At 51.5% G+C, this 22,097-nt stretch carries 15 protein-coding genes; 2 read left to right on the top strand and 13 right to left on the bottom strand.

Going from position 1 to position 22,097, the window contains the following annotated elements; all coding sequences use genetic code 11:
- Positions 1-68 precede the first annotated feature (68 nt).
- Positions 69-923, top strand: coding sequence for an aminoglycoside 6-adenylyltransferase (locus tag ACLD72_RS22815; RefSeq protein ID WP_411002917.1), 855 nt, complete (start codon positions 69-71; stop codon positions 921-923).
- A 100-nt stretch (positions 924-1,023) separates the two neighbouring features.
- Here ACLD72_RS22815 and ACLD72_RS22810 read toward each other — a convergent pair whose 3' ends face one another.
- The 5 genes from ACLD72_RS22810 to ACLD72_RS22790 all read right to left on the bottom strand — a co-directional run bounded on the left by ACLD72_RS22810 (position 1,024) and on the right by ACLD72_RS22790 (position 10,564).
- Positions 1,024-1,803 carry a class B sortase gene (locus ACLD72_RS22810; RefSeq protein ID WP_411002916.1) on the bottom strand — a complete coding sequence of 260 codons (780 nt, stop codon included), beginning with the start codon at positions 1,801-1,803 and terminating at the stop codon, positions 1,024-1,026.
- Between the two features lie 20 nt (positions 1,804-1,823).
- Positions 1,824-8,165: a DUF7601 domain-containing protein gene (locus ACLD72_RS22805; protein ID WP_411002915.1), complete on the bottom strand. Its 6,342-nt coding sequence runs from the start codon at positions 8,163-8,165 to the stop codon at positions 1,824-1,826.
- 314 nt (positions 8,166-8,479) lie between these two features.
- Positions 8,480-8,851, bottom strand: a complete 372-nt coding sequence (locus ACLD72_RS22800; protein WP_411002914.1) for a hypothetical protein — start codon at positions 8,849-8,851, stop codon at positions 8,480-8,482.
- Positions 8,852-8,855: 4 nt separating this feature from the next.
- Positions 8,856-9,494 (bottom strand): PadR family transcriptional regulator, encoded by a 639-nt coding sequence (locus tag ACLD72_RS22795; protein ID WP_411002913.1) that lies wholly within the window; start codon positions 9,492-9,494, stop codon positions 8,856-8,858.
- A 185-nt stretch (positions 9,495-9,679) separates the two neighbouring features.
- Positions 9,680-10,564: a dockerin gene (locus ACLD72_RS22790; protein WP_458476170.1), complete on the bottom strand. Its 885-nt coding sequence runs from the start codon at positions 10,562-10,564 to the stop codon at positions 9,680-9,682.
- 433 nt (positions 10,565-10,997) lie between these two features.
- On the opposite strand from ACLD72_RS22790, the gene ACLD72_RS22785 reads away from it, so the two are divergent.
- Positions 10,998-11,900, top strand: a complete 903-nt coding sequence (locus ACLD72_RS22785) for a transposase (protein WP_411002910.1) — start codon at positions 10,998-11,000, stop codon at positions 11,898-11,900.
- 418 nt (positions 11,901-12,318) lie between these two features.
- Here ACLD72_RS22785 and ACLD72_RS22780 read toward each other — a convergent pair whose 3' ends face one another.
- The 8 genes from ACLD72_RS22780 to ACLD72_RS22745 form a co-directional block, all read right to left on the bottom strand.
- On the bottom strand, positions 12,319-12,648 hold the full coding sequence (locus ACLD72_RS22780) for an aldo/keto reductase (RefSeq protein WP_411002929.1): 330 nt from the start codon (positions 12,646-12,648) through the stop codon (positions 12,319-12,321).
- 116 nt (positions 12,649-12,764) lie between these two features.
- The gene (locus ACLD72_RS22775) at positions 12,765-13,187 is read right to left on the bottom strand and encodes an RrF2 family transcriptional regulator (RefSeq protein WP_411002909.1); all 423 of its coding nucleotides are present in this window, start codon (positions 13,185-13,187) and stop codon (positions 12,765-12,767) included.
- Positions 13,188-13,248: 61 nt separating this feature from the next.
- Entirely contained in the window at positions 13,249-15,162 is a 1,914-nt protein-coding gene (thrS, locus tag ACLD72_RS22770) for a threonine--tRNA ligase (RefSeq protein ID WP_411002908.1), read from the bottom strand.
- Positions 15,163-15,827: 665 nt separating this feature from the next.
- On the bottom strand, positions 15,828-18,932 hold the full coding sequence (locus ACLD72_RS22765) for an ATP-binding protein (RefSeq protein WP_411002906.1): 3,105 nt from the start codon (positions 18,930-18,932) through the stop codon (positions 15,828-15,830).
- Between the two features lie 77 nt (positions 18,933-19,009).
- On the bottom strand, positions 19,010-20,131 hold the full coding sequence (locus ACLD72_RS22760) for an NADH-dependent flavin oxidoreductase (RefSeq protein WP_411002905.1): 1,122 nt from the start codon (positions 20,129-20,131) through the stop codon (positions 19,010-19,012).
- A gap of 137 nt (positions 20,132-20,268) precedes the next feature.
- Positions 20,269-20,790, bottom strand: a complete 522-nt coding sequence (locus ACLD72_RS22755) for a TetR/AcrR family transcriptional regulator (RefSeq protein WP_458476169.1) — start codon at positions 20,788-20,790, stop codon at positions 20,269-20,271.
- A 161-nt stretch (positions 20,791-20,951) separates the two neighbouring features.
- Entirely contained in the window at positions 20,952-21,785 is an 834-nt protein-coding gene (locus ACLD72_RS22750; RefSeq protein ID WP_411002903.1) for an oxidoreductase, read from the bottom strand.
- A 24-nt stretch (positions 21,786-21,809) separates the two neighbouring features.
- The gene (locus ACLD72_RS22745) at positions 21,810-22,067 is read right to left on the bottom strand and encodes an Atu4866 domain-containing protein (RefSeq protein ID WP_411002902.1); all 258 of its coding nucleotides are present in this window, start codon (positions 22,065-22,067) and stop codon (positions 21,810-21,812) included.
- Positions 22,068-22,097: the final 30 nt, after the last annotated feature.

The raw sequence follows: 22,097 nt of genomic DNA, 5'->3' as shown, positions 1-22,097 counted from the left end.
CGAATCCGCGGACCGCCCTCCTTCTTATTAACAACATCCAAATAAAAAAACAGGAGGTTGGGTCTAAGATGAGAAGCGAACAAGAAATGATGCAATTGATTCTGGACTACGCAAGAAATGATGAACGGGTCCGTGCGGTCGGGATGAACGGATCGCGAACGAATCCGAACGTTCCTAGAGATAGGTTTCAGGATTACGATATTGTGTTTCTGGTTACGGACATGAATTCTTTTATCAGGGACAAACATTGGGTCGACTGCTTCGGAAGCCGGATCATCATGCAAACGCCGGAAGACATGAAGCTGATTCCGCCTGATTTGGATGGGAACTACTCTTATCTTATGTTGTATTCGGATGGCAACCGGATCGATCTTACCCTTTGTCCTGTCGAGAAAAAAGAAACCTGGAATAATGGTGACAAACTATCCATAGTCCTGCTGGATAAGGATCATGCTTTGCCGCATCTGCCGGAGCCAACCGATCAAGATTACTGGGTGAAGCGCCCGTCAGCCGCTCTTTACGCAGATTGCTGCAACGAATTTTGGTGGGTTTCCACCTATGTGGCCAAAGGCTTGTGGAGAAGAGAAATGACATACGCAATGGACCATTTAAACATGTATGTAAGACCAATGCTGATCAAAATGCTGGAGTGGAAGGTTGGTCTGGACACCGGGTTCTCTCTCAGTGCAGGGAAAAACGGCAAGTATTTGGAAAAATATCTGCCGAATCAGAACTGGCTGGCATTGACGTCCACTTATCCGGATGGGACATATGCAGCAGTCTGGCGCGCCTTGTTTGCCGCATTGGATTTGTTTCGCAGCACGGCTAAAGAGGTGGCGGAACGGTTGAATTACGAGTATCCGCTTGATGATGACAGAAACGTCACTGCATATTTGAAACAGGTGCAACAGTTAGAGCCGTGACCTAGCATAATGCAGCGTAATAAACAAGCGGTAAACTAACATTTATTCAAAAAACAACCGCCGTCAGCAGCATAGCCGACAGCGGTTGTTGTATATATCGTCATTTACGCTTTCGGGCGACCACCGCCAACCGGCCATTGTCGGTCGAGTACTCGCACGTGGACAGTACAATAAGCTTGTCGCCATACCGGGCTGTCACGCCTGTGTCGTAAAGAGCGAGTTTTTTGATGTTCTGTACATACGAATCGAACTCGGCGGGCGTACTTACGTTGTCAATCTGGTAGTATTTAAAAACGTCGTCCGATTTGCGGTAAACTTTTGACAGAATTACAGCAACAATCTCATACTCTTCCTTTTCGTAAAGCGTACTGAACTGGAACGTTGCATGCTCCTTATAGAAGCTTTCTTTCTTGTACTTCATCAAGTCTTTAAACATCCAGCCGCTTTTCATGTGATGTCCGTGAATCAGCAAAATGCCCGAACCGTTGATCCGGCTGTGCTCATCCAAAAAGGGGAGGCCGCCTTTGTTTTTCTTTTTATCGAAATCATGATTGAGATAGAACTGCGCATCCTGTGGATTCTGCATGACCGGGTACTCAATTCGGGTCCCGTCAATCTTCAGCCAACCGGCGATGTCCGGGTTCCTCTTGTAAAGCTCGCGAAATTCGGGAAGCATGACCGGCTTGCCCGCCTTCATGATCAAAGAGGAGGGGAGTGCCTCCCCTCCATCTTTGCCCGACTTTTCTCCCCAAACTTTTGACAACTCTACAATTTTCTGCCGTTCGGCATAATCCTGCAGGAATGTTCTCGCAAGTTCGGCTAGAGAAAATACCAACAGAAGTAAGGAAAAGGCGATAAGAAATTTTTTAGTTTTACTCATTTTCTTACCGCCTTTCCGGTTTACTGGATGTGTTTTCTCTTCTTGCTGCTGAGCAGACAAAGTCCGATCGTAATCAAGGACATCAGCGCCAAAGTCATATAGAAGATTGGCGGTGCGCTGTTATCCCCGGTTTGCGGAACATCGTCCAGCTCGTTGTTGCCGTTGTCGGTTGGAATGTCGACGCTGCCGACTTCGGGTTTGCTGTTGTCGGTCGGAATGTCGACGTTACCGACTTCGGTGTTGTTATTGTCGCTCGGAATGTCGACATTGCCGTCGCCGGTTGGGATGTCGACGTTGCCGGTTTCGGTGTTGCTGTCGTCAACTGGAGTGTCGACGTTGTCAGCTACATCGACGTCATTGTCGCTTCTACTATCTCCATTGCCAGGCACAGGATTTTGCGGCTGGGGCTTGCCCGGTTCAGGCTCTGGCTCGGGTCCAGTTCCGCCACCGCCGCCGCCACCACTACCGCCACCGCTGCCGCCGCCGGAACTAATCGGCTTCATCGGTACGTCGTGATGTATGACGTCAAAATCGACAGAAATCGTATCGCTCCTGTACGTCTCGTATCCGTCCTTCGTTACGATCAGATAGTAATCCGCTTCAGGAAACACCATGTACGCATAGAAGCCATTTCCGTCGCTATCTTGTTCCGGGCTCTTGTTGTCGTGCGGCGCAAAATTCGGAACCGGAGGAAGCGTTACTTTCGTATCCGGAATGCGCAATTTATCTATATTCCGTTGCGTATTCGCATAATACAGTGTAACTTTGGCTCCCTCAATTTTCTTGCCGGTGATGGCATCTCCTGTCGTCTCATCATAAACCGTACCGTAAGGGTCGACCAATTCCTCGGAAATATTCAGCTCTCCGTTAGCCTTGACGTCTAGTTGCGTCACCTTGAAGAGCAGTTCCTGACCGTCCTCAGCTTGATAGCGAACTTCCATGGTGTACTTCTGCTCGCTTAGCCCTTCCACGGAGAAAGTGCCGTTCGAAGCCATCGGAAACGCCTTAGGACGACCGTTCTCCTGAATATAATTGCCGTCCTTGTCCTTCAAATAGATATGCATCTGGCTGGTAAGCGAATCGTTGAATAGCTCTCTTGTTCCATCCAACTGCTTGAACAGAACGATCCCTACCGCCGTAATGTCGGCCGGAACGGTCTCGTCCGTCACGCTGCCGTCCACATTTGCTTTTTGCGTGAACTCGACAGGGACATCCTTCCCGCCTACCTGATACCGCTTCGTATATGTGATCGTATAGTCGGTATCGGCCGCGGCTGGGACGGAATATTCACCCTTCTCATTCGTCTTCGTCTGAGTTTCCTTGCCTGTCTTCAGATCGGTCACCGTGATGTCCGCATTCGGAATGACTTCACCTGTGTTGTTGTCACGCAGCACGCCTTCCAGATACGGGCGGGTATTGACAAAATGTGCTTCTGCCACTGTTTTCTCCGGAATGGTGCCTGTGCGTTCGAGACTCTCAGGATCCGTCACATAGCCGTCCTTCGAATAATCACCCTGGGTCACCGAATACTTGAGATGCGTCGGAAGTCCTTGCACAACGAACGTTTGGCCATCTGTAAGCTCGAAGGTGTCTCCGCTCGTGATCGTGCCCTTGCTGCCGTCCGACTTCTCATAGGAGTAGGATTTGTCCGCTCCTTCGCCTGTGAAGGTGACTGTGTACGTGAACGGCTTCTTCTTGTCGTCGTCTTTGCCTTTAACCGTGTTGCTGATGATCAGGCCGCCTTCGATGACTCGCACGTTCGTGAACGGGGCAACTTCATCTTTGCCCACCATGACCCCGGTATAATGCCGTTCCTCAGGCGTGGTCACGTATTCGTCAGTTGTGTAGTCCTTCTGAGTCACAGTGTATTTCAGATCCTTAGGCAGATCCACAATTTCCAGCGTCTCTCCATCCTTAAGTGTGAAGGATTCGCCAGACTTGATCGTGCCCGGTGTACTCGTCTTGCCATCCGACTTCGTATACGCGTAGCTTCCATCCTTGCCTGTATCCTCAAAGCTGACGGTGTACTCGAACTCCTTCGTCTTGTCGCCGCCGTTGCCCATGACCGTATTGCTGATCGTCAGCTTGTTGACGGTCCGTTCATTGGAGAAGTCCGCCTTGCGATCGGCGCCCGCCATGACGCCCTCATCAACCAATGTCTCAGGGGTGGTCGCGTAGCCGTCGTTCTTGTAACCGTCCTGGGTGATCGTATACTTCAAGTTGTCGGGAAGGTCTTTAATTTTAAAGGTCTCACCATGCTTGAGCTCGAAGGTACCACCAGAAGTGATCGTGCCCGTCTTACCGTCTGAATGCTCATAGTTGTAGGTTTGACCCTTACCTGTACCGTCAAAGGTCACCGTGTACTTAAACGGCTTGTCCCGCTCTGCACCGATCCCCGTGACGGTATTGCTGACGATCAGATTGTGAACGTTTCGCTTGTTGACGAAATCCGCTTTGTGGTCGCCTTTATTCACAATTGTGCCGGAATATTCTCTCGTCTCCGGCTCAGTCGTGTAACCGTCAACGGTTGTATAATCGGCCTCGGTTACGGTATAGACCAGATCCGCAGGCAATGCCGGGAGCGTCACAGATTCCCCGTGCTTGAGGGTAATCTTGTCTCCGCTCTTAATCGTGCCAAACGTATTATCCGGCTTCTTATAGGTGTACTCTCCATCCTTGCCTTCGCCGGTGAAGGTCACGGTGTATTCGAACTCTTTGTTCGGATCGCTGCCGTTGCCTTCCACCTTATTGCTGATGGTGAGCTTACCTTGGGCCGGAGTAGGCACGACCAGCGGATTGTCAGAGGTTACTGTCACGCCGTCTACCCAGATGGGCTTGCCTGGCGTATTTCCTACATATACCTGATAAATTCTTGTAGTTGGCAGCCATGTATTGGTATCAATATAGGTTTCCTTCAGCTCATAATACCCCGGATTCGGGAATAGCAGATTGAGCTTGCCATCAGCCCCGGTTTTTCCTTTGGCGATTTGCGTTCCGTCGTCTTTCTTATACAGCGTAAACTCTACATCCTTTAGCGGATTGCCATTGGGATCCACCTTTTTCAGGGGCAGCAGGGCATTGGAGCTTGAACTGCCGGCTACGTCTGAACTGTCCAGCGTGCTTTCACTTCTGGCACTGACAGATTTCAGCTTATCATCGCCCATCAGCTTTACCTCGTTGCCCATTTTGTCGCCAGCTTTCGCTTTAGAAGGATCAACCTCGGTTTGGTACACAAATTGGTAAAACTTATTAGGGTACTCCATTTTGAATTTTAGAACTGTAGTGCCTCCTGCGCCTGGTGCAGCTTCTACCTGAACTTCACTATTCGGGTCGCTGAGGTTCAGCGCTGCGCCCTCTCTTTCCAGAGCACCGCTGGCCGTCAGTTTAGCAGGATAAACTGCCATACTAGGCGCTGTCAGTACAAGCTTTCCGTTTTCTTCATAGCGCAGATTCATACCTGCACCTAGGGTATCCTGCAGATAAACGCCCTGCTCCATGTTGAATGGCGGGGTATAGTTCACCGTCCATTCCAGCACCCCTGGAACTGGCTTAGTTACCGACTTGCCCAGGGTCTGAATAGGTACAATAACCTTGCGCTGTTCGGTGAGAACCTTCTCCACTCCGCCCCATGTCATATGCAGGTCGGCTTTGTTATACAGTACCTGTCTGTCTGTGCCGTTGGTGGTGTATTCCTCCAAATATTTCTCCAGAGCCGCATTGGAAGGCCTTGCCTTTACCAGAATAACATAAGGACTTTCCAACTTGGAGAAAGCGAAGGTGCCTTCGTTGCCGCTATGGGAGAAACTCACCACATGAGCAGGGTCGTTCGGACCGATGATTGACACAGCGTTGTTGCGAACCCCATAGCCGGTGCCGCTGCCATTGTCCGAATAGCCCTTATAAAGCTCATAGTCCTTTCCATCTTCAAAAGGAACGAATTCCCAGCCCTCCGGCAAGGTGTCCACCAGCTTCACATTGGTTATGACCCGGCTTCCGCCGTCTTTCGCCATTTCCACCGTGTTGTAGCCCGGCATATTGACGCCTAGGCGGAAGGTGACCGTCTTGGTTGTCCGGTCATAACCAGCTAAGGTGTATTCGTCGCCGCTTGATGAGCTGTCATAACCGACATAGCGGCTAACGTTGTTCGGGATATACCATGTGTCAGCCGTCCCGTCCATCTTAATCGGATAGGATGCCGTAAGCATGTCCTTGTTCAGCATGCGCAGGTGAAGGTTTATACTGCTTTGCACTTGTTTTACGGTTTCGCCGTCAAAGAGCAAAGCACGATTCCAGCGTGTTTTCTCTGTGTTAATATCCTGCCTGAAGAGAACGTCTGGGTTGGTCTCAAGTGCACGGAAACTGAAGGATGCAGCTTTGTCGGTGTATCCGGTCACTTTGATCAAATCCGCCACGACTTCACCGTTCACGGTTAAAGGAATAGCCTTCATGGTCAAGCCGGTTGCATTGGTCACACCCTTCAAGGTTCCCGCATGATACTTCTTCCAAAGCTGCGCAGTATTAACATTTGCTTTGATTTTCGCAATCGTTTCCGCGCTCACCTCGCCGGTTTCATCCACAGCGTTGTCCAAGACGTTCAAATCTCCGCCATGCACCAGCACATCGTATACCGCCGCATTAGGCAGGGCATACTGTGGAGTTAGATTAACGGTCCACGTGATACCACCTAGGTTATAATCCTCCATCGAAATAGAGCCTGATTTTGTAAAAGTGTGCGCCCCGATGGTGACAATTGCCTCGTCAGTCACTGCAGCAGGATATTTTCCGGTAGTTACATCATTGTTCTGAATACCGCCTGGTGTATCCAAATTCCAGTTAGCACGTGGGTCGATTCTGAAACTTGAACCTTCGTTCACTTTAGACTTAATGATCAGCTGAACTTTACCGTCAATATCCCCAAAGGAGTAAACACTGTCATTATCCGGAGTAATCGATTTTACTCCAGATGCCACACCATTCACCCATGTCTGCCATGTGGCCGAGGTAAACTCCAGCCCTGTAGGCAGTACATTTGTAATGGTAAAGTTTTTTAACCCTTGTTTGTTATATTGGTTCACAACGACTGTCCATGTAATGGTTTCATTCGGATGGTCATACGAGGCGGATGCTTGAATCCAGTCGGGTGCAACCCACGTTTCCCGTGCTGCACTGGCTTTTACATTAGCACTCGCATCCCTCAGTTCTACTTTTGGGTCAAAACGCTGTCCGCCACCTCGACCGGGATCGATTCCCACGCCCCGGTACTCTTTATAATACACATCCTTATGAAACCATGCTTGATACTCAACCTTTGGATCCACCCCCGTTCCTGCCGGGAAGATGTAGCTCAGACTGCCATCTACATCAATGGTTGGCTCTACCGTAGTGCCGTTTACCATGAAGGATCCCGGTACATAGACCATACGGTAATCGGAAGGCTTCGTATAGAACGTCATCCCATCTAGCGGCAGCTTGATTGTTGCATCAAGCACATCAAAAGAGGATGGAGTTGACTGGAAGGTCAAATGGCCATCTTGATAAGCTGGCACGGTCACATACCACCAAGACCAGCTCCCATTCTTTGGCCAGTTGTTTCCTGTCAAGTTGATGCTGTACGCCGGCGTAATGTCCGGGTTCTTTAGCTGGTACGCTCCCCCGAAAATGGAGATAGGCTTTGACTCGTTATAACCTAAGCCTGTTACATCCGAATTGGCAGTTGTTTCAAAGCCAAAGGTAACCGCTCGTCCAACACCATTGAAAAACCAATCGTCGCCATTAAATACAATCTTGATGCTATCCGGGGTGAAATAGGCGATGCCAAGCTGTTTCGGACCAAATTCAGTTGTTGCCATCAAGGTTTTGGTAGCTGTTGGCAACACCACTTCCTTGAAGTAGGGATCCCTTTTCAGCTCGATCGAGTCGCCCTTCTGAATGTACTTGGTAGTGTCATTCTCATCCGGCGTATTTGCATAATCGCCCTTCACCGGCACCTTGAGACCATCCGATTTAAGCGTGAATGGCTGTCTGCCCTGGATGGTGCCGCCTGGGGCAATGTCAGTTCCCTGCGTCACCTTCAGCGGAAAGGTTGAATTAGCTTCCATAAACACCGCCGTTTTGTCCTTCGGGTCTGCCGCCAGCAGTGCAAAATTGACCAGCGGAGCGTACACCGCCTCAGGTACTGACGGCGATTCGTCCGGCGCAGCGTACACCGCCTCAGATACCGACGACGGTTCGGCCGCCGTCCCGAAACCGTCTGACGCGTTCTCCGCATAGGCTGCAGCAGAGAACGTCACTGACTGCAAGGCGATCACTACCGCCAAGCAGAAAGATAGTAAAGATGTTCTTACACGACCTCTTCGTTTCATTGTCAAAGCTCTCCTTACGCTATTTGCTTGCCCCAGCACCCCTTTCGCATCGTCGAAACTTATGCCCTTTCAGATGACCGAATAAGGGCCGCTGGTGTGCGGGACGCTGATTAATGCTTAGTCGTCTCCCCTCCTTCGAGCATCTTTGTTATTACACACTGTATATATGGAAGAATGCGCCAATCCTACACAGTGCGTATTTCCAACATATCACTGCAAACTCTACAAAAACTCGACAAAGAATAGACACAATTCGATGTTCTATATAGCAAAAAACGGACGGAATATCATTCCGCCCGTTTTACCGGTCTTCTTTAACGAAACCACGCTTTCGCTTCCGAACTGTACAATCTCCAAATGACGATGACCGGCAGGATAACGCCCAGCAAAAATCCGATGCTTCCCCAAACGGCAAACTCGATAATCCGCAACGCGATCAGAACACCTGATAGAACAACGGCCGTCTGACGCCGGGATGCCTCGGGAAGGTTCAGACGATACGCTACAAAAACGGCCGCAATCCCAAACAGAATCATGGCAATGCACAATATTTTTTTGACGATTCCCGGACTGCCGAACGAGAAGATCCCATTAACTATATTAAGAAGGGCAGCAAGATAAAATAGAATCTGCACAAACGTAACTGCCGACGGTTTCGTGGAACGCGCTTCTTGGTTGGTTTGCATAGGGTTACTCCTTTTTCGCTTGTGGTTGCTGAATTTCCGACGACGAGAAAAACGCTGCTTCGGCCTCATCGCACCAGTTCAGCATCATTTTCGCAAATTCGATGCCATAGCGCTTCAGCATGGACGGACCTGCAAGGGCCGACGCGTCCCCGGGATGTTCCCAAGAGCTGCCTGGCTGGACTTCTTGAACCTGGGCCAGGAACCATTCGAAGCTGGCTCGTCTTTCTTGGATTAAACGGATCAGCCATTCCGGACCTTCCTGGCTGGCAAACAAAAATTTGACAAGGTTCTCATCCCGGATCTGGATCGGTGCGGATGGAGCGGATAGCCATTGGCGCAAAGCCTCCCGGCCCTTGTCCGTAAGGCGCCATCGTTGCCGCGACCTGGGGCTTTCGATGCCGTTCGCTTCAATCAGTTGCAAAGCCTCCAGCACCTTCAATTGAGGGTATAACTGCCCATCACTGATTCCCCAGAAAAAACCGACCGACCGCTTCGCCGCCTCGCGAATTTCATAACCGCTTCGTGACTGCAGAGCAAGAAAGCCTAAAATCGTCCATGCGGTTGGCGTAAGTTCGAATTTCTCCTCAACAGGCGAGGCCTGATGCGCATTCATTCCCCCACTGTCATCATCTTTTATTTGCATGACCAATCACTCGCCTTTTGCAATAATATCTCTGCCAGAGATATTATTGCATCTTGCGCTTCCGTTGTCAAAAATTTTCCTTATTATAAGTGGATTACGATACGCATATGCACGGAATGAAATGTTCATCAATGAACGCAAAAAATCGCCCGTCCGCAAGGGACGAGCGCTAAATGATTTACCTTTTACATGCGGAACCGCTGCGAATCCTGCTTGAGCTGGCTCCAGGTATAGCGAAGCAGCCATACATCCCAATCCGTGATCTTCGCTGAGTTGCCCGCCCACATAATCGTCGGTACAGGGAATCCTCCCGGCGGACGATCATTCTCTCCATAGAAGTCCGGCATACCGAACCCATGGCCGATCTCATGCTCCGTAATCTGAATCTCGTTGTTGTTGACCGTACTTAAAATATAATCGTCCGACATACGCTGGCCCCAGTCACCTCCAGCGCCGCCGCCAAAATTGGTCGTACCCCACAAATACATGTCAAACCGTTTGTCCAATCCTCCGGGATATGCATAATTCGGGTCGGTAAAGTGATCGAATCGCGACAACGCGCTTGGAGCGACAGGCAGAGCCGCCGGAATACGCGGATCGGTTCTGCTAAGCTCATCCACGATCGTTTGATTGTAAACGATTTCATTTGATTGTTTGTTAAGAATTTGCGCAGGATTGGCGACGGCCCAGCCCACCACTTTAACCGGGATATCACCATAAGGCCATCCATCATACCCCTTAAGATGTTTCGTCCAGTTGTTCAACTGGCGTCCCAGCATCCTTTCGATATCTTGACGTTGCTGAAGCGTCAAATTTTTCGCCGACTGCCAGCGGACCACATAATTGATCGTTCCCTTGCCGGCAAAGATTTGGTCAAAAATCAAATTTTTGCGGCCTACCGAATTTTCCTTCAACATGCGATTTTTGTACACCCATTCAATGGAGGGCCTCAGTGACGCAGGCATGTCGGACAATGAGGCTTGGATAGACACTTCACTTTGCATGATCGCCGAACTCTGCGGCGTCTCGGCCAAGGCCGTGGCGGTTCCGGTCAGGGAGACCGTTAACATTGCTGACAAAAGCGCTAACAACCATTTTCGCCGTGTGGACATCATCGAATCATCCTTTCTTTTTCAAAAGTGATAGATTAGCCGATTCGAAATAGCTATCCCCCTTCATATGAAATCGATGGTTCGTATTCTATTATTTAACATATAATAGAATATAAAGGTAGGTACTTTTATACCTTTTTATAAAAATATTTTTGGCTTCGTGTCTTGGTGTTCCTGCCTGCTGCTTGCCTTTGCACGATTATCCCTTTCTTTCAGGGAACAGGGGGTAGGGGGCTAGAGCAAGGGTTTCAAAAAAAGTGAGAAGAAAAAGAGAGGGGAAAAAATGAGGCAGTTCAGGTGAGATTTTCGGCTTGATGAGGGAACGCATGTTTGGTATAATAAAAAAATGGAACTTATGTTCGTATATTCTTGATTTGGGAGGTGAGCAGATATGGAAGTCAATGCGAGAACGGATCTTCAACCATTCAACAGCCGTTATAACAGCGAGCAAGCCTGCATGGAGGCGCTGATCGCGATGAAGTGGCCAAGCGGCTTCGTCTGCCCGCGCTGCGCTCACATCCGGTGCAGCCACCTGACCTCCCGGCATATCCCCTTGTTCGAGTGCGGAAAGTGCAAGCATCAAACATCGCTTTTGGTCGGCACGATTTTTGAAGGAACGCATCTGCCCCTGTTGAAGTGGTTCCAGGCGCTGGAGTTGTTCCTGCTCCCTGACGGCATCTCGGCGATGCGGCTGCGCCAGGTGATTCGGGTCACCTACAAAACCGCCTGGTTGATGCTGCACAAAATACGCCATGCCGTGGGGGAGTTCGATGCCCGGGAGCTGCTCTCTGGAGACGTGAAGGTGAACAGCGATCAGTATGGGCGTAATCAGTCCCAGTGTCAGCTTACGCATCCGTACGCCTCGGCGGTCGTAGCCGGCTGCACGGTAACGGAGTCGGGCGAGCCGGAGCAGGTCAAAATCCGCCTGGTGCCGCATAAGCGGGGAGGCGAAAAAAGGGCAAACCGTCACGAACTCGATGCGTTCATCAACGGGCATGTGGATGTCCGTATATCGACGGTACAGTCGTTCCCTCTAGCCTACAGGTTATACGCGCCCTTGCGGAGAGTGGTGAGAGAGGCGTGGGAATCGCTGAAGAGTACATATGTAGCCTTGGGACTAAAGCATCTGCAGGCGTATCTGAATGAGTACACCGGACGCCGCCGGCTGCGCCTGCAAGGAGAGGAAGAAACGATGCGGCAGAAGTTGCTGCTGATGTGTGTGGCGATGCCGGTGCTCACCTACCGCCGGCTGATCACACGCCAACCGAACCAGCCCCTTGCGGCTGCAGCCTGATAGAAGTGCTTGAACGGTGCAGACGTTGCTGTAAACGGATTCAGGCAGCAGCAAGATCACGGTCTTTTCATTTTTCCTGATGTCTTGCCCCATCCCTTTCGTAAGGTCTGCTTCACTTCTCCTAAACCTCCTTCTCCCAAACCTATCTAATGATCTAGAACATGTCTGTTTCTCAAAAACATATCCACCTATCTCCAAAACATCCTTCCCCCAATATATTTCTTTCTCCTGAATTTATCTTCTTCTCTACTTCCTGATCAAACGGGATAATCGTGCAAAGCGTCCGGACAACGGATGTTGATCTGCCGACCAACCCACCGACTTTCCCTGTCCTCAAGGCTTCAACGCCCTTCAGGCATTGCCACGACCGTTTGCCGGCTTGACTGTCAAGAACTGATTATCAGGTTGAGTCATATTTTTATATGAGTTCGAAGTCGAAGATTTCGCTGTTCCCGGGGGTTCTTTGCGGATTGGATGATTTCGGAATAACGATGATTCCCCGCTGCAGATGCCAGCGCAAAATGACCTGGGCCACGGATTTTTGGTGCCGGCTCGCGATTTGTTGCAAGACCGGATGTTCCAGTAACGCTTTATTCCCTTGACCGAGCGGCCCCCAGGCCTCGTGCAAAATCCGGTGTTTCAGCATATACTCGTGCAGTTCGTTTTGTGCAAACTCCGGGTGGGTCTCGATCTGATTAATCATCGGCGGGATTTTCGCGTGACTCAGCAAATGCTCGAGATGCCCGATCTCAAAATTGGCCGCCTTCCCAAAACGCTTAATATACTTAATATTCTATATATAAATTATATAAAGTTATGAGCAAAAAAAGGACGGAATTCCATTCCGCTTGGCCGTCCTTGTCTTTATTCCATCAAATCAATTAATCCAACTTCCGCGAGCGACTGCCGCAGCGACTGCTCCGCCGCTTGAAGGTGGCCGCTCAGCTTTTGCTGGATTGCGGCGATTTCGGTATCTTTGCCTTGTACCGCCACTTCCGTATGAAGCTTGAATAAGGGCTTGCCCGGTTCCACCGCCAAAAATACGTCCAGCAGAGTGATTTCCGCTAAAGGCTTGGCCAGCATAATGCCGCCTTTTGCCCCTTCCTTGGTCACCGTAAGCTTGGCATTGCTCAAGTTCCGAATCACTTTGACTGTGGTCGGCACGGGAATGTTCAATTGCTCGGAAATGACCTTGGTCGATAAAAAGTTCGCGCACGGCTCCTCCGAGATCCCATGAATATAAAGCAATATGGAAACCGCCTGCGACAACGCCGTGGAATAAGCCATGGAATCCATCCTATCTTGTATTTTCTAAATATACTATATATTAATTATATTTAGTTTCCAATTATTTTTTCTCGCAAACTTCTTCAGCGATCCGGGCAATGATCTCCTGAATGCTTGTCATGCCCAAATCGCCTTCGCCGCGTTTTCTGACGGCCACCCTACCGGAGTTTGCTTCGTTGTCACCGAGCACAAACATATAAGGAACCTTCTCGAGCTGGGCCTCGCGGATTTTGTACCCCAGCTTTTCATTACGTCCGTCGACCTGGGCGCGTATGCCGGCACCCGCAAGCGTGTTTTTCACTTGCAGCGCATAATCGAGATAGTAATCCGATACCGGCAATAGCTTCACCTGAACGGGCGCCAGCCATACCGGAAACGCTCCGCTGTAATGTTCGGTTAAAATCCCGATAAAACGGTCAATGGAGCCGTAAACCGCACGGTGAATGACGACCGGACGATATTTCCGGTTATCCTCGCCGATGTAGGATAAGTCGAACTTCTCGGGCATTTGGAAATCGACTTGAATGGTCCCGCATTGCCAGCTCCGTTTCAGCGCGTCGAGAATGTGAAAATCGATTTTCGGCCCGTAAAAAGCCCCGTCGCCTTCATTAATCCGGTAATCGATAGACCTGCGGTCCAGCACGTTTCGAAGCGCATCCTCCGCCTGGTTCCAAAGTTCTTCGGAACCCAGTGATTTTTCCGGACGGGTGGAAAGCTCGATTTTGTACTCGAAACCAAAAACTTCATAAGCTTTGTCGATCAACTCGATAACGCGTCCGATCTCATCTTCAATCTGATCGGGCCGGACAAAGATGTGGGCATCATCCTGGCAAAAAGTCCGCACACGCATCATCCCGTTCAAAGCGCCCGAAAACTCATGGCGATGGACCTGTCCCAGTTCGGAAATTCGGATCGGAAGTTCGCGGTAGGAATGCAAGCTGTTTTTGAAAATAAGCATATGGCCCGGACAATTCATCGGTTTCAGCGCGAATTTCGTTTCGTCCACCTCTGTAAAGTACATATTTTCATGGTAATGATCCCAGTGCCCGGATTGCTCCCATAAACGCTGATTCATCATCAGCGGGGTACGGACTTCTTCATAATCCTGCTTGATCTGAAGCTCGCGTGAGAAATTTTCCAGTTCTGTCCGAATGACCATTCCTTTGGGCAAATAAAACGGCATCCCCGGCGCTTCCTCGGAAAACATGAACAAACCCAGCTCTTTACCCAGCTTCCGGTGGTCCCGCTTTTTCGCTTCTTCCAACAGCCGCAAATGTTCATCAAGCTCCCCTTTTTTCGGGAAAGAGGTTCCGTAAATTCGCTGCAGCATCTTATTGTTTGCATCCCCGCGCCAATAAGCTCCGGCCACACTCATCAGTTTGAACGCTTTGATCCGGCCCGTGGAAGGAAGATGCGGTCCCCGGCAAAGATCGGCAAACTCGCCCTGACGGTATACAGTGATGACGGCGTCCTCGGGCAAATCGCGAATCAGCTCCAGTTTCAGTGGTTCCCCAAGCGCTTCGAACATGTTCATGGCATCCTGGCGGCTCACGACGTGCCTGATGATCGGCAGGTCCTCTTGCATAATCTTCTCCATTTCTTGTTCGATCGCGATCAAGTCTTCGTTGGAGAACGATCTCTCTGTGTCGATATCATAATAAAATCCATCTTCGATCACCGGGCCGATCCCGAGTTTGACAGCTTCATTCCCATACACGCGCTTAATCGCTTGGGCCATTAAATGGGCCGTGCTGTGACGATACACCTCCAAGCCCTCTTTGCTCCCATACGTAACAATTTCGACTCGGCTGTCCTCTTCAATCGGCCGATGCAAATCGACCAGCTGACCATTGATTTTTCCGGCCACGGCCTCTTTTTTCAAGTTTGCGCTTATCGACTCCGCCACCTGTTCAATCGTCGCGCCGCGGCAGTATTCCCGGACGGCACCATTGGATAACGTTACTTTTATGTCCATTGGGGACTCCTCCATTCTTAAACTAAAATTTTTATTTTGAACGCAAAAAAGCACCCATCCGCAAGGGACGAGTGCGCTCGTGGTTCCACCCTAATTCGATCCGCCGGAAGCAGTAAAGCAGCGAATCCTTGATATTTCTGTAACGGGAACTCCCGGCGAAATTTACTCTCAGGATCAGACTAGACTCCTGATTTCCATATCGCAGCTGCAAGGTGGTAAATCTTTAGGTTCACCGAAGTGGATTTCAGCCTAGGTCCTCTCTCTCTGGGCGGTTCCCGCTAAAGATTGTTGTCCTTGATCATCGCTTTTTTCATATTAAATTTACAAAACGCAAAAAGCGCACTCATCCGCAAGGGACGAGCGCGCTCGTGGTTCCACCCTAATTCGATCCGCTAAACACTGCGCAGCAGCGAATCCTTGATTGGTTTCTGTAACGGGAATTCCCGGCGAAGTTTACTCTCAGGATCATCAGACTAGACTCCTGATTTCCATATCGCAGCTGCAAGGTGGTAAATCCTTAGGTTCACCGAAGAGGATTTCAGCCTGGGTCCTCTCTCTCTGGGCGACTCCCGCTAAAGATTGTTGTCCTTGATCATCGCTTTTAGTAGTTCCAATTATAGGTATGGGGGTGAGCCGTGTCAAGTCTTACCTTTAGAAGCCCGTATTTATCTAACACGTTTGCCGCTTTCTTTGGGGACAATAAAGGAGACGACCGTCCCCTGTCCGGGCGAGCCCTGAATTTGCAGGCCTCTCCCGAACAATTGCTTCAAGCGGCGATCAGTGTTGGCCAGGCCGACGCCCGGGTTTCCAACGAGCTCCTCCCCCTGGTGAAGAACCCTCTGCAGTGCGCCTTGTTCTATGCCGACGCCGTCATCCTCAATGGATATTTCCGCACAGTCCCCCAAGTCGAGCACCCGAATCCGGACCGTGCCTCCTTGGGAACGGCTAAGCACGCCGTGCCGGACAGCGTTCTCCACCAAGGGCTGAATGGATAGTGGAGGAACCTGCAGCTCGAGCTGGTCGCCCACCTCCCACTCCACCTGAACGCGGTCTCCAAACCGCTCTTGCTCGATGTATAGATAAGCCCGCACCAGTTCCAACTCTTTCCGCAACGGCACCAACCGTTCCAGATTGGCAAAGTCAAAGCTGGCCCGCAGGTAATCTCCGAAAGCAAGCAGCAGGCTCTGCATGCGTTCAGTATCGACTTCGACAAGCGAAGCCAATGAATTCAGCGTGTTAAACAGAAAATGCGGCTGAATTTGCGCCTGCAGCCACGCCGCCTCCAAGCGCGATTGCTCGCGCGCGGCCCGGGCGACATCCGTGAGCGCCTTTACCCGCGCTCTCAGCTCATTGGAGTCGACAGGCTTAACGATGTAGTCGTTGGCCCCTGCATGAAAGCCCGCTTCAATATCCTCCGTCCGATAGCGGGCCGTTAGCAGCAGAATCGGCAACTCGGAATGGGAGAAAACAGAACGGACGGTCCGGGTGACCTCGTAGCCGGACATTTCCGGCATCATGACGTCCGCGACGAGCAAATCCCACGCTCCCAAATTCAGCAGCGACAATGCCTCGGAGCCGCTGGTTGCCGTCACGATTTCGTAATGATCCGGAGCGAGCGCATTCGTCAGAACGCGCAGATTCACCGGATCGTCGTCGACGGCAAGAATGCGGGGCCGGTCTTCGCGCACAGGAACTCCCTCCGGCACGGAAACGGCGACCGTCTCGACGAAGGTAAGAATCTCAACGTCTTCGATCGTCCTGTCTGCGGCAGACGCATTAGCCTCCGGTCCGGCCTCACCCGAATCCGCCACGGGCAAAGTAAACCGGAACACAGAACCGGCGTTCGGCGCCGAACTGACCGTCAGCTCTCCGCCATGAAGCTCCACCAGACGTTTGGTGATCGTAAGCCCCAGCCCAAATCCCGCCGCGTTCGTTTCCGCCTGCGCCGCGCCTTGTTCGTAAGGCTGGAAGATCCGGCTCACCGTCGCCCCGTTCATACCGATCCCGGTATCCGAAATGCGGACCACCACCCTGCCGCCTGCAACCTCAGCTTCGACCGCGACTCGCCCTTCGTTCGTAAATTTAACCGCATTATGCAGTAGGTTGAACATGATTTGCACCAGCCGGTTCTCATCCGCCAGTACCGGCGGCAGCGAATCCGGAATCCGGTTCTCAAGCCTGATCGGCTTTCCATCCGTCATGAACCGGACCATGTCCAGCACGCCGGCGGCCTCCGCTTGCAGCCGGAGAGGAACCGGATTCAGCCGGATCCGGTTTTCTCGCAGCCGGGTCAGATCGATCAGATCATTCAAGAGGAAGGACATGCGCCTGCCCACCGAAACGAGCAGCTTCAAGCGCTCCCGATTGGCCTCCTCTTCCGCTCGCCCGCCGCTGTCAAGGACGGTCTGGGCCATATTCAAAATACCGTGAAGGGGATTTCTCAGCTCGTGTGAGGTATGGACCAGGAACTCGTCCTTAAGCTTGTCGGCCGCCTGCAACCGTTCCGCCAGTCTGGCCGTCTCGGCGGCATTGCGGAAATACTGCCTAAACCAGTACAATGCAAAAGCGGTAAACAAAGCCAGCATATCGAAAGGATAATAGCCGATATCGAGAAAAAACGAGTAACTCGCGATTCCCCAAATTACATTCCCCGCGATCGCCACCACCCCGAGCAGCATATAGATCGTGTCCGGAACGCCTCTTCGGACCGCCAAATAGAGGAAGATCGGGGCAGTTACGAAAGAAACCAGCATCAGCGCCGTATGCAGCCCGTCGGCATAGGTGTACAGCCTGACCGGCAGCGCCAAAACAAGCCCACCGAAGACAACGCATGCGGTCAAGTGCCAGCGGGAATGGCGAAGGATCGGGAACTCCGGCAGCAAGCCTCTTATATATTGCAGCAGCAGCGCGGCCGTACCTAAGTAGGATAGATAGTAAACCTTATGAGCAGATTCGTAATCGAGCCCAAACCAGGCGGACAAAATCCGGTCTTGGTCAACCGAGATGGCGGCCGCCCCGAAAATCGCCAGCAGGGAGAAAATCAGGAGCGGCTTCTGCCGGGCGCCGATGAAATAAAGGACGAAGGCGTATAGGGCATGCATGATCATCAGCAGGCACATGGCCGCTTGTGATCCGGCGGAGAACCAATAAGCACGGTTTACCGCCTGAGCCGTTCCGAGCTTGATCGGCTCCGTCAGGCCGCCCATGACGCGGTCGTCGTAATTGGCCGTTTGCAGCACGATATCCAGAACGCCGCGATCAGCGGTGAAGGTGACGGAATAAGGCACATTGCCCGCCGTGTAGGACGAAACACTGTCCGCCGGATGGCCGGATCCGCCCAGCAACCGCCCGTTCACATACAATGCCGAGGATGAGGAAAGTCTCGGCACGCGAACAGTCAATTTCGGCAAGTCTTCGGAAGGCAATAGAACGCGCAGACGATACGTCCCGTATCCGAAAGTCGACCTGCGCGACGGAGAAAGGTCCCGCTGCCAGCTTCCGGGGACCGTTGCCGTTTTGGCGACGCTTCCTTCCGAATCGAACGCACCTTCCGGACCAGGCGTCACCAGCTGCGACGGATAAAATTCCCATTGTCCGACAAGGGAAAGTATCGGTTTGGAAGAGGGGGACCATTCGCGCAGATCCAAGACTCCCTCTTCGGCTTCGACTCGGGTCGAAGTTGTCTGTACGTTAATCCAAGCAAGGCGAACCAAGGTCAGCGCAAGCAGGAACAAGCCGACAATGGCCGCGATTTTTCTTCTTTTCATCATAAGGATACTGATTCGACAAAATCTTCGGAATTCCTTCGCCTATAAAGTGGAGACCCTGACAACTATTTGTCAGGAATTTAATCCACCACTTGAAACCAGCCCGGTGTATTGGTGATCATTCCCCAAAAAACATCCGGGATCATCAGCTCTTTTTGCGCGGAACGGGAAAGCGTCGTTTTAATTTCCTTTTCACGACCGCTTTGCACCAAGGCAACCCATTCCGGATTCATAACCATCGCATGGCCAAGCGAGATTAAGGGAACGCCGGTTTCCAGGGCTTGAACGACATCCTCCGGAGTCAACAATCCCCCGACGCCGATCACGGGGACGCGATCGCCCACCCGTTCCTGCACCATGACGATTCTTGATTGTTTAATGCTGTCGTCCCGTCTCGGGCCAGCCCAGAAACGATCCACGGAAATATGAATGTAGTCCAGGTTTTGTTCAGCCAGCACATCGACGAAATGAAGTGTATCCGTCATGGTGATTCCTGGGGTTTCGTTCTCCTCCGGCGAGATTCGATATCCGACGGCAAATGGCGACGTGGCATGTGCTGCAACCGTTTCTTTTACACGTCTTATGACTTCCAGAGGCAAGGTCATGCGTTTTTCCAACGTTCCGCCCCATTTGTCCTCTCTTCGGTTGGAGTGGGGGGAGAAGAATTGCTGCATCAGGAATCCGTTGGCACCGTGGATTTCAACGCCGTCAAAACCGGCCTCAATCGCCCTGCGCGTCGCCTGAGCGTACTCTTCGATCACGGTTTCAATTTCCGCATCGGTCATTGCTTTTGGAACGGCTGCACCTTCACGTTCTACCGCGACAGGACTTGCGCCCAGCACATGACCGCCCGGGACCAGGGCCGGATTGCTCAAGCGTCCGCCATGATAAAGCTGAACAATCGCTTTGGCTCCATTTTCTTGTATAGCAGCCGTCAGCTTGTGCAATCCAGGCAGCAGCGTATCGTTATCGATACCAATACCGTGTTCAATCAGCTTCCCGTTTGGCGACACCAATGCGCCGGTCACTACAGCCCCAACTCCCTGAGCGCGTGCTTTATAAAAAGCTAACTCTACATCCGTCAATTCTCCATTTGCGCCGGATGCCGTCATGCTCATGGGAGCCATAAGCACCCGGTTTTTCAATTGCACACCTGAAGGCAGAGTAAACGATTTGAAAAGGGGTTCAAACTTTTGATTCATATTCCATTCCTCATTTCTGTATATATTCTTATTAAGGACCTATTGGTCCATAATAGATAAAAAAACAAGGGCCTTGCCTATGCTGCGGACCGATCGGTCCATAACATTGAAAAAAGAAAGCGAGCTGCTCGCTTCGGTTATTTCAGCTTTTCCAAAATCAGGGAAATCGAATCCACGATTCTTTCCCGTTTGGATTGTGCTCGCACCATCACGTTGATTCCTTGCAAGGAGACGGTGAGGAAACGGGCTAACTTCAACGACTCGATTCGGGTTTCTAGCGAGCCATTGCTTTTCCCTCTTTCAATCGCATTCAGATAGGCCTGCTCGACATCATCAAAATCGCTTTCGACCATCTTGCGAAACTGCTCGTCATGAGGGGCCAATTCGATCGCTTCATTGGAAGTCATGCAGCCCAGTTGACTGCCCTCACCATCAAGCAGCGTATGAAAGGAGGTTTCAATCCCCCGGTACACATTCTCGTCGCTCAAGCATTCGACTAATCCAGCCATGCGTTTAATCCGGTACAATTCAAATGCCCGAATAAAGAGATCGTGTTTGCTGCCAAACGTCTCATAAAGACTGCTTTTGCTAAGCCCTGTTGCCTGCAGCAAATCACTCAGGGACGCAGCTTCATACCCTTTGGTCCTAAAAAGTGTCATTGCTTTTCTTAACACATCGTCTTCATCGAAGTTACGCGGGCGTACCATGTTGTGCCACCTCCCGAACAAAGTATATACCATTCAGGACCGATATGTCCAGAATGAAAGTGTAAAAAGCCGTCCACAATGGACGGCCTTCATTAAGGAATTATCCAGGAAAATCAAAAATCCGTCCCGCTCGCCAGCGCTTCCCAGGCTGCCATGTCCGCGTTAAGCTTGGCCAGTTTGTCGCGGGTCCGCTTAAGCGCATCGGGCCCCAGCACCAAGTGCAGCGGAGGTGTGGTGCTTGCGATGGCCTCCCAAATCACCGCGGCCGCTTTGGCGGGATCCCCCTTCTGCTGACCAGCCGTCGCTTTCATCGCCCCTGCTTTAGCGTAAACGCCGGGTTCATAATCGCGGATGGTCTGCGCGCTTTGCCGGATGGAATGATCGGACAGGAAGTCCGTGCGGAAGGCGCCCGGCTCCACCACCATCACCTTGATTCCCAACTCGGCCACTTCCTGGGCCAGCGATTCCGACAACCCGATCACCGCGCTTTTGGCGGCGGCGTAGATCCCCGATCCGGCCCCCGGCGCCAACCCGGCGATGGAAGATATATTGACGATATAGCCGCTTCGCTGCTCTCGCAACATCGGCAGGGCCGCCTGAATAACGTTCAGGACTCCGAAAAAATTCACGCCAAAAACCCGTTCGCTTTCCGGTTCCGAGGCATTTTCAACGGCGCCCAAAAGACCGTACCCGGCATTGTTGACCACAACATCCAACCGACCGTAAATGCTTTTGGCCTGCTGCACCGTGCTCACGACCTGGACCTTATCAGTAACCTCCAGCGGAAGAACGTGAAAATCCCCCTGCTCCCGCAGCGACTCATCGGCCCCACCGTCCCGTGCCGTACCGATCACCTTGTCTCCTTGGGACAGCGCATGTTCCGCCAGCAGCTTGCCTAACCCTCTCGATACCCCCGTAATAAACCAAACCTTCGACACGTTCGTCATAAGGTGGTCACCTCCTGTTCTCCTTTATTTTTCCCTGATAAAAATCATCCCGGCGTGATACAGCACATCGCCAGCAAATTCTCCGTCTGCGGTAAATCCGGTGTCATCCACATATTCGATGCGGTTGCCGATGATCGTATAGCTGCCCGTATAGGCGCTTTTCCGGTTGCCGCGCGCCTCGTCGTAACGTCCTTCGGGCAGAAGCTCCTGACGGATGTATCCGTCTTTGGTCACCCACATGCCTATATAAGGATGCGGCTGTTGGATTGTACTTTTTGCCATTACGAATCTCCCCTTTCCTGCAGCTTCATT

It is taken from the genome of Paenibacillus lacisediminis, from assembly GCF_046567315.2.
Note: the sequence above shows the minus strand (reverse complement) of the source record. Positions and strands in the feature narration are given on the sequence as shown.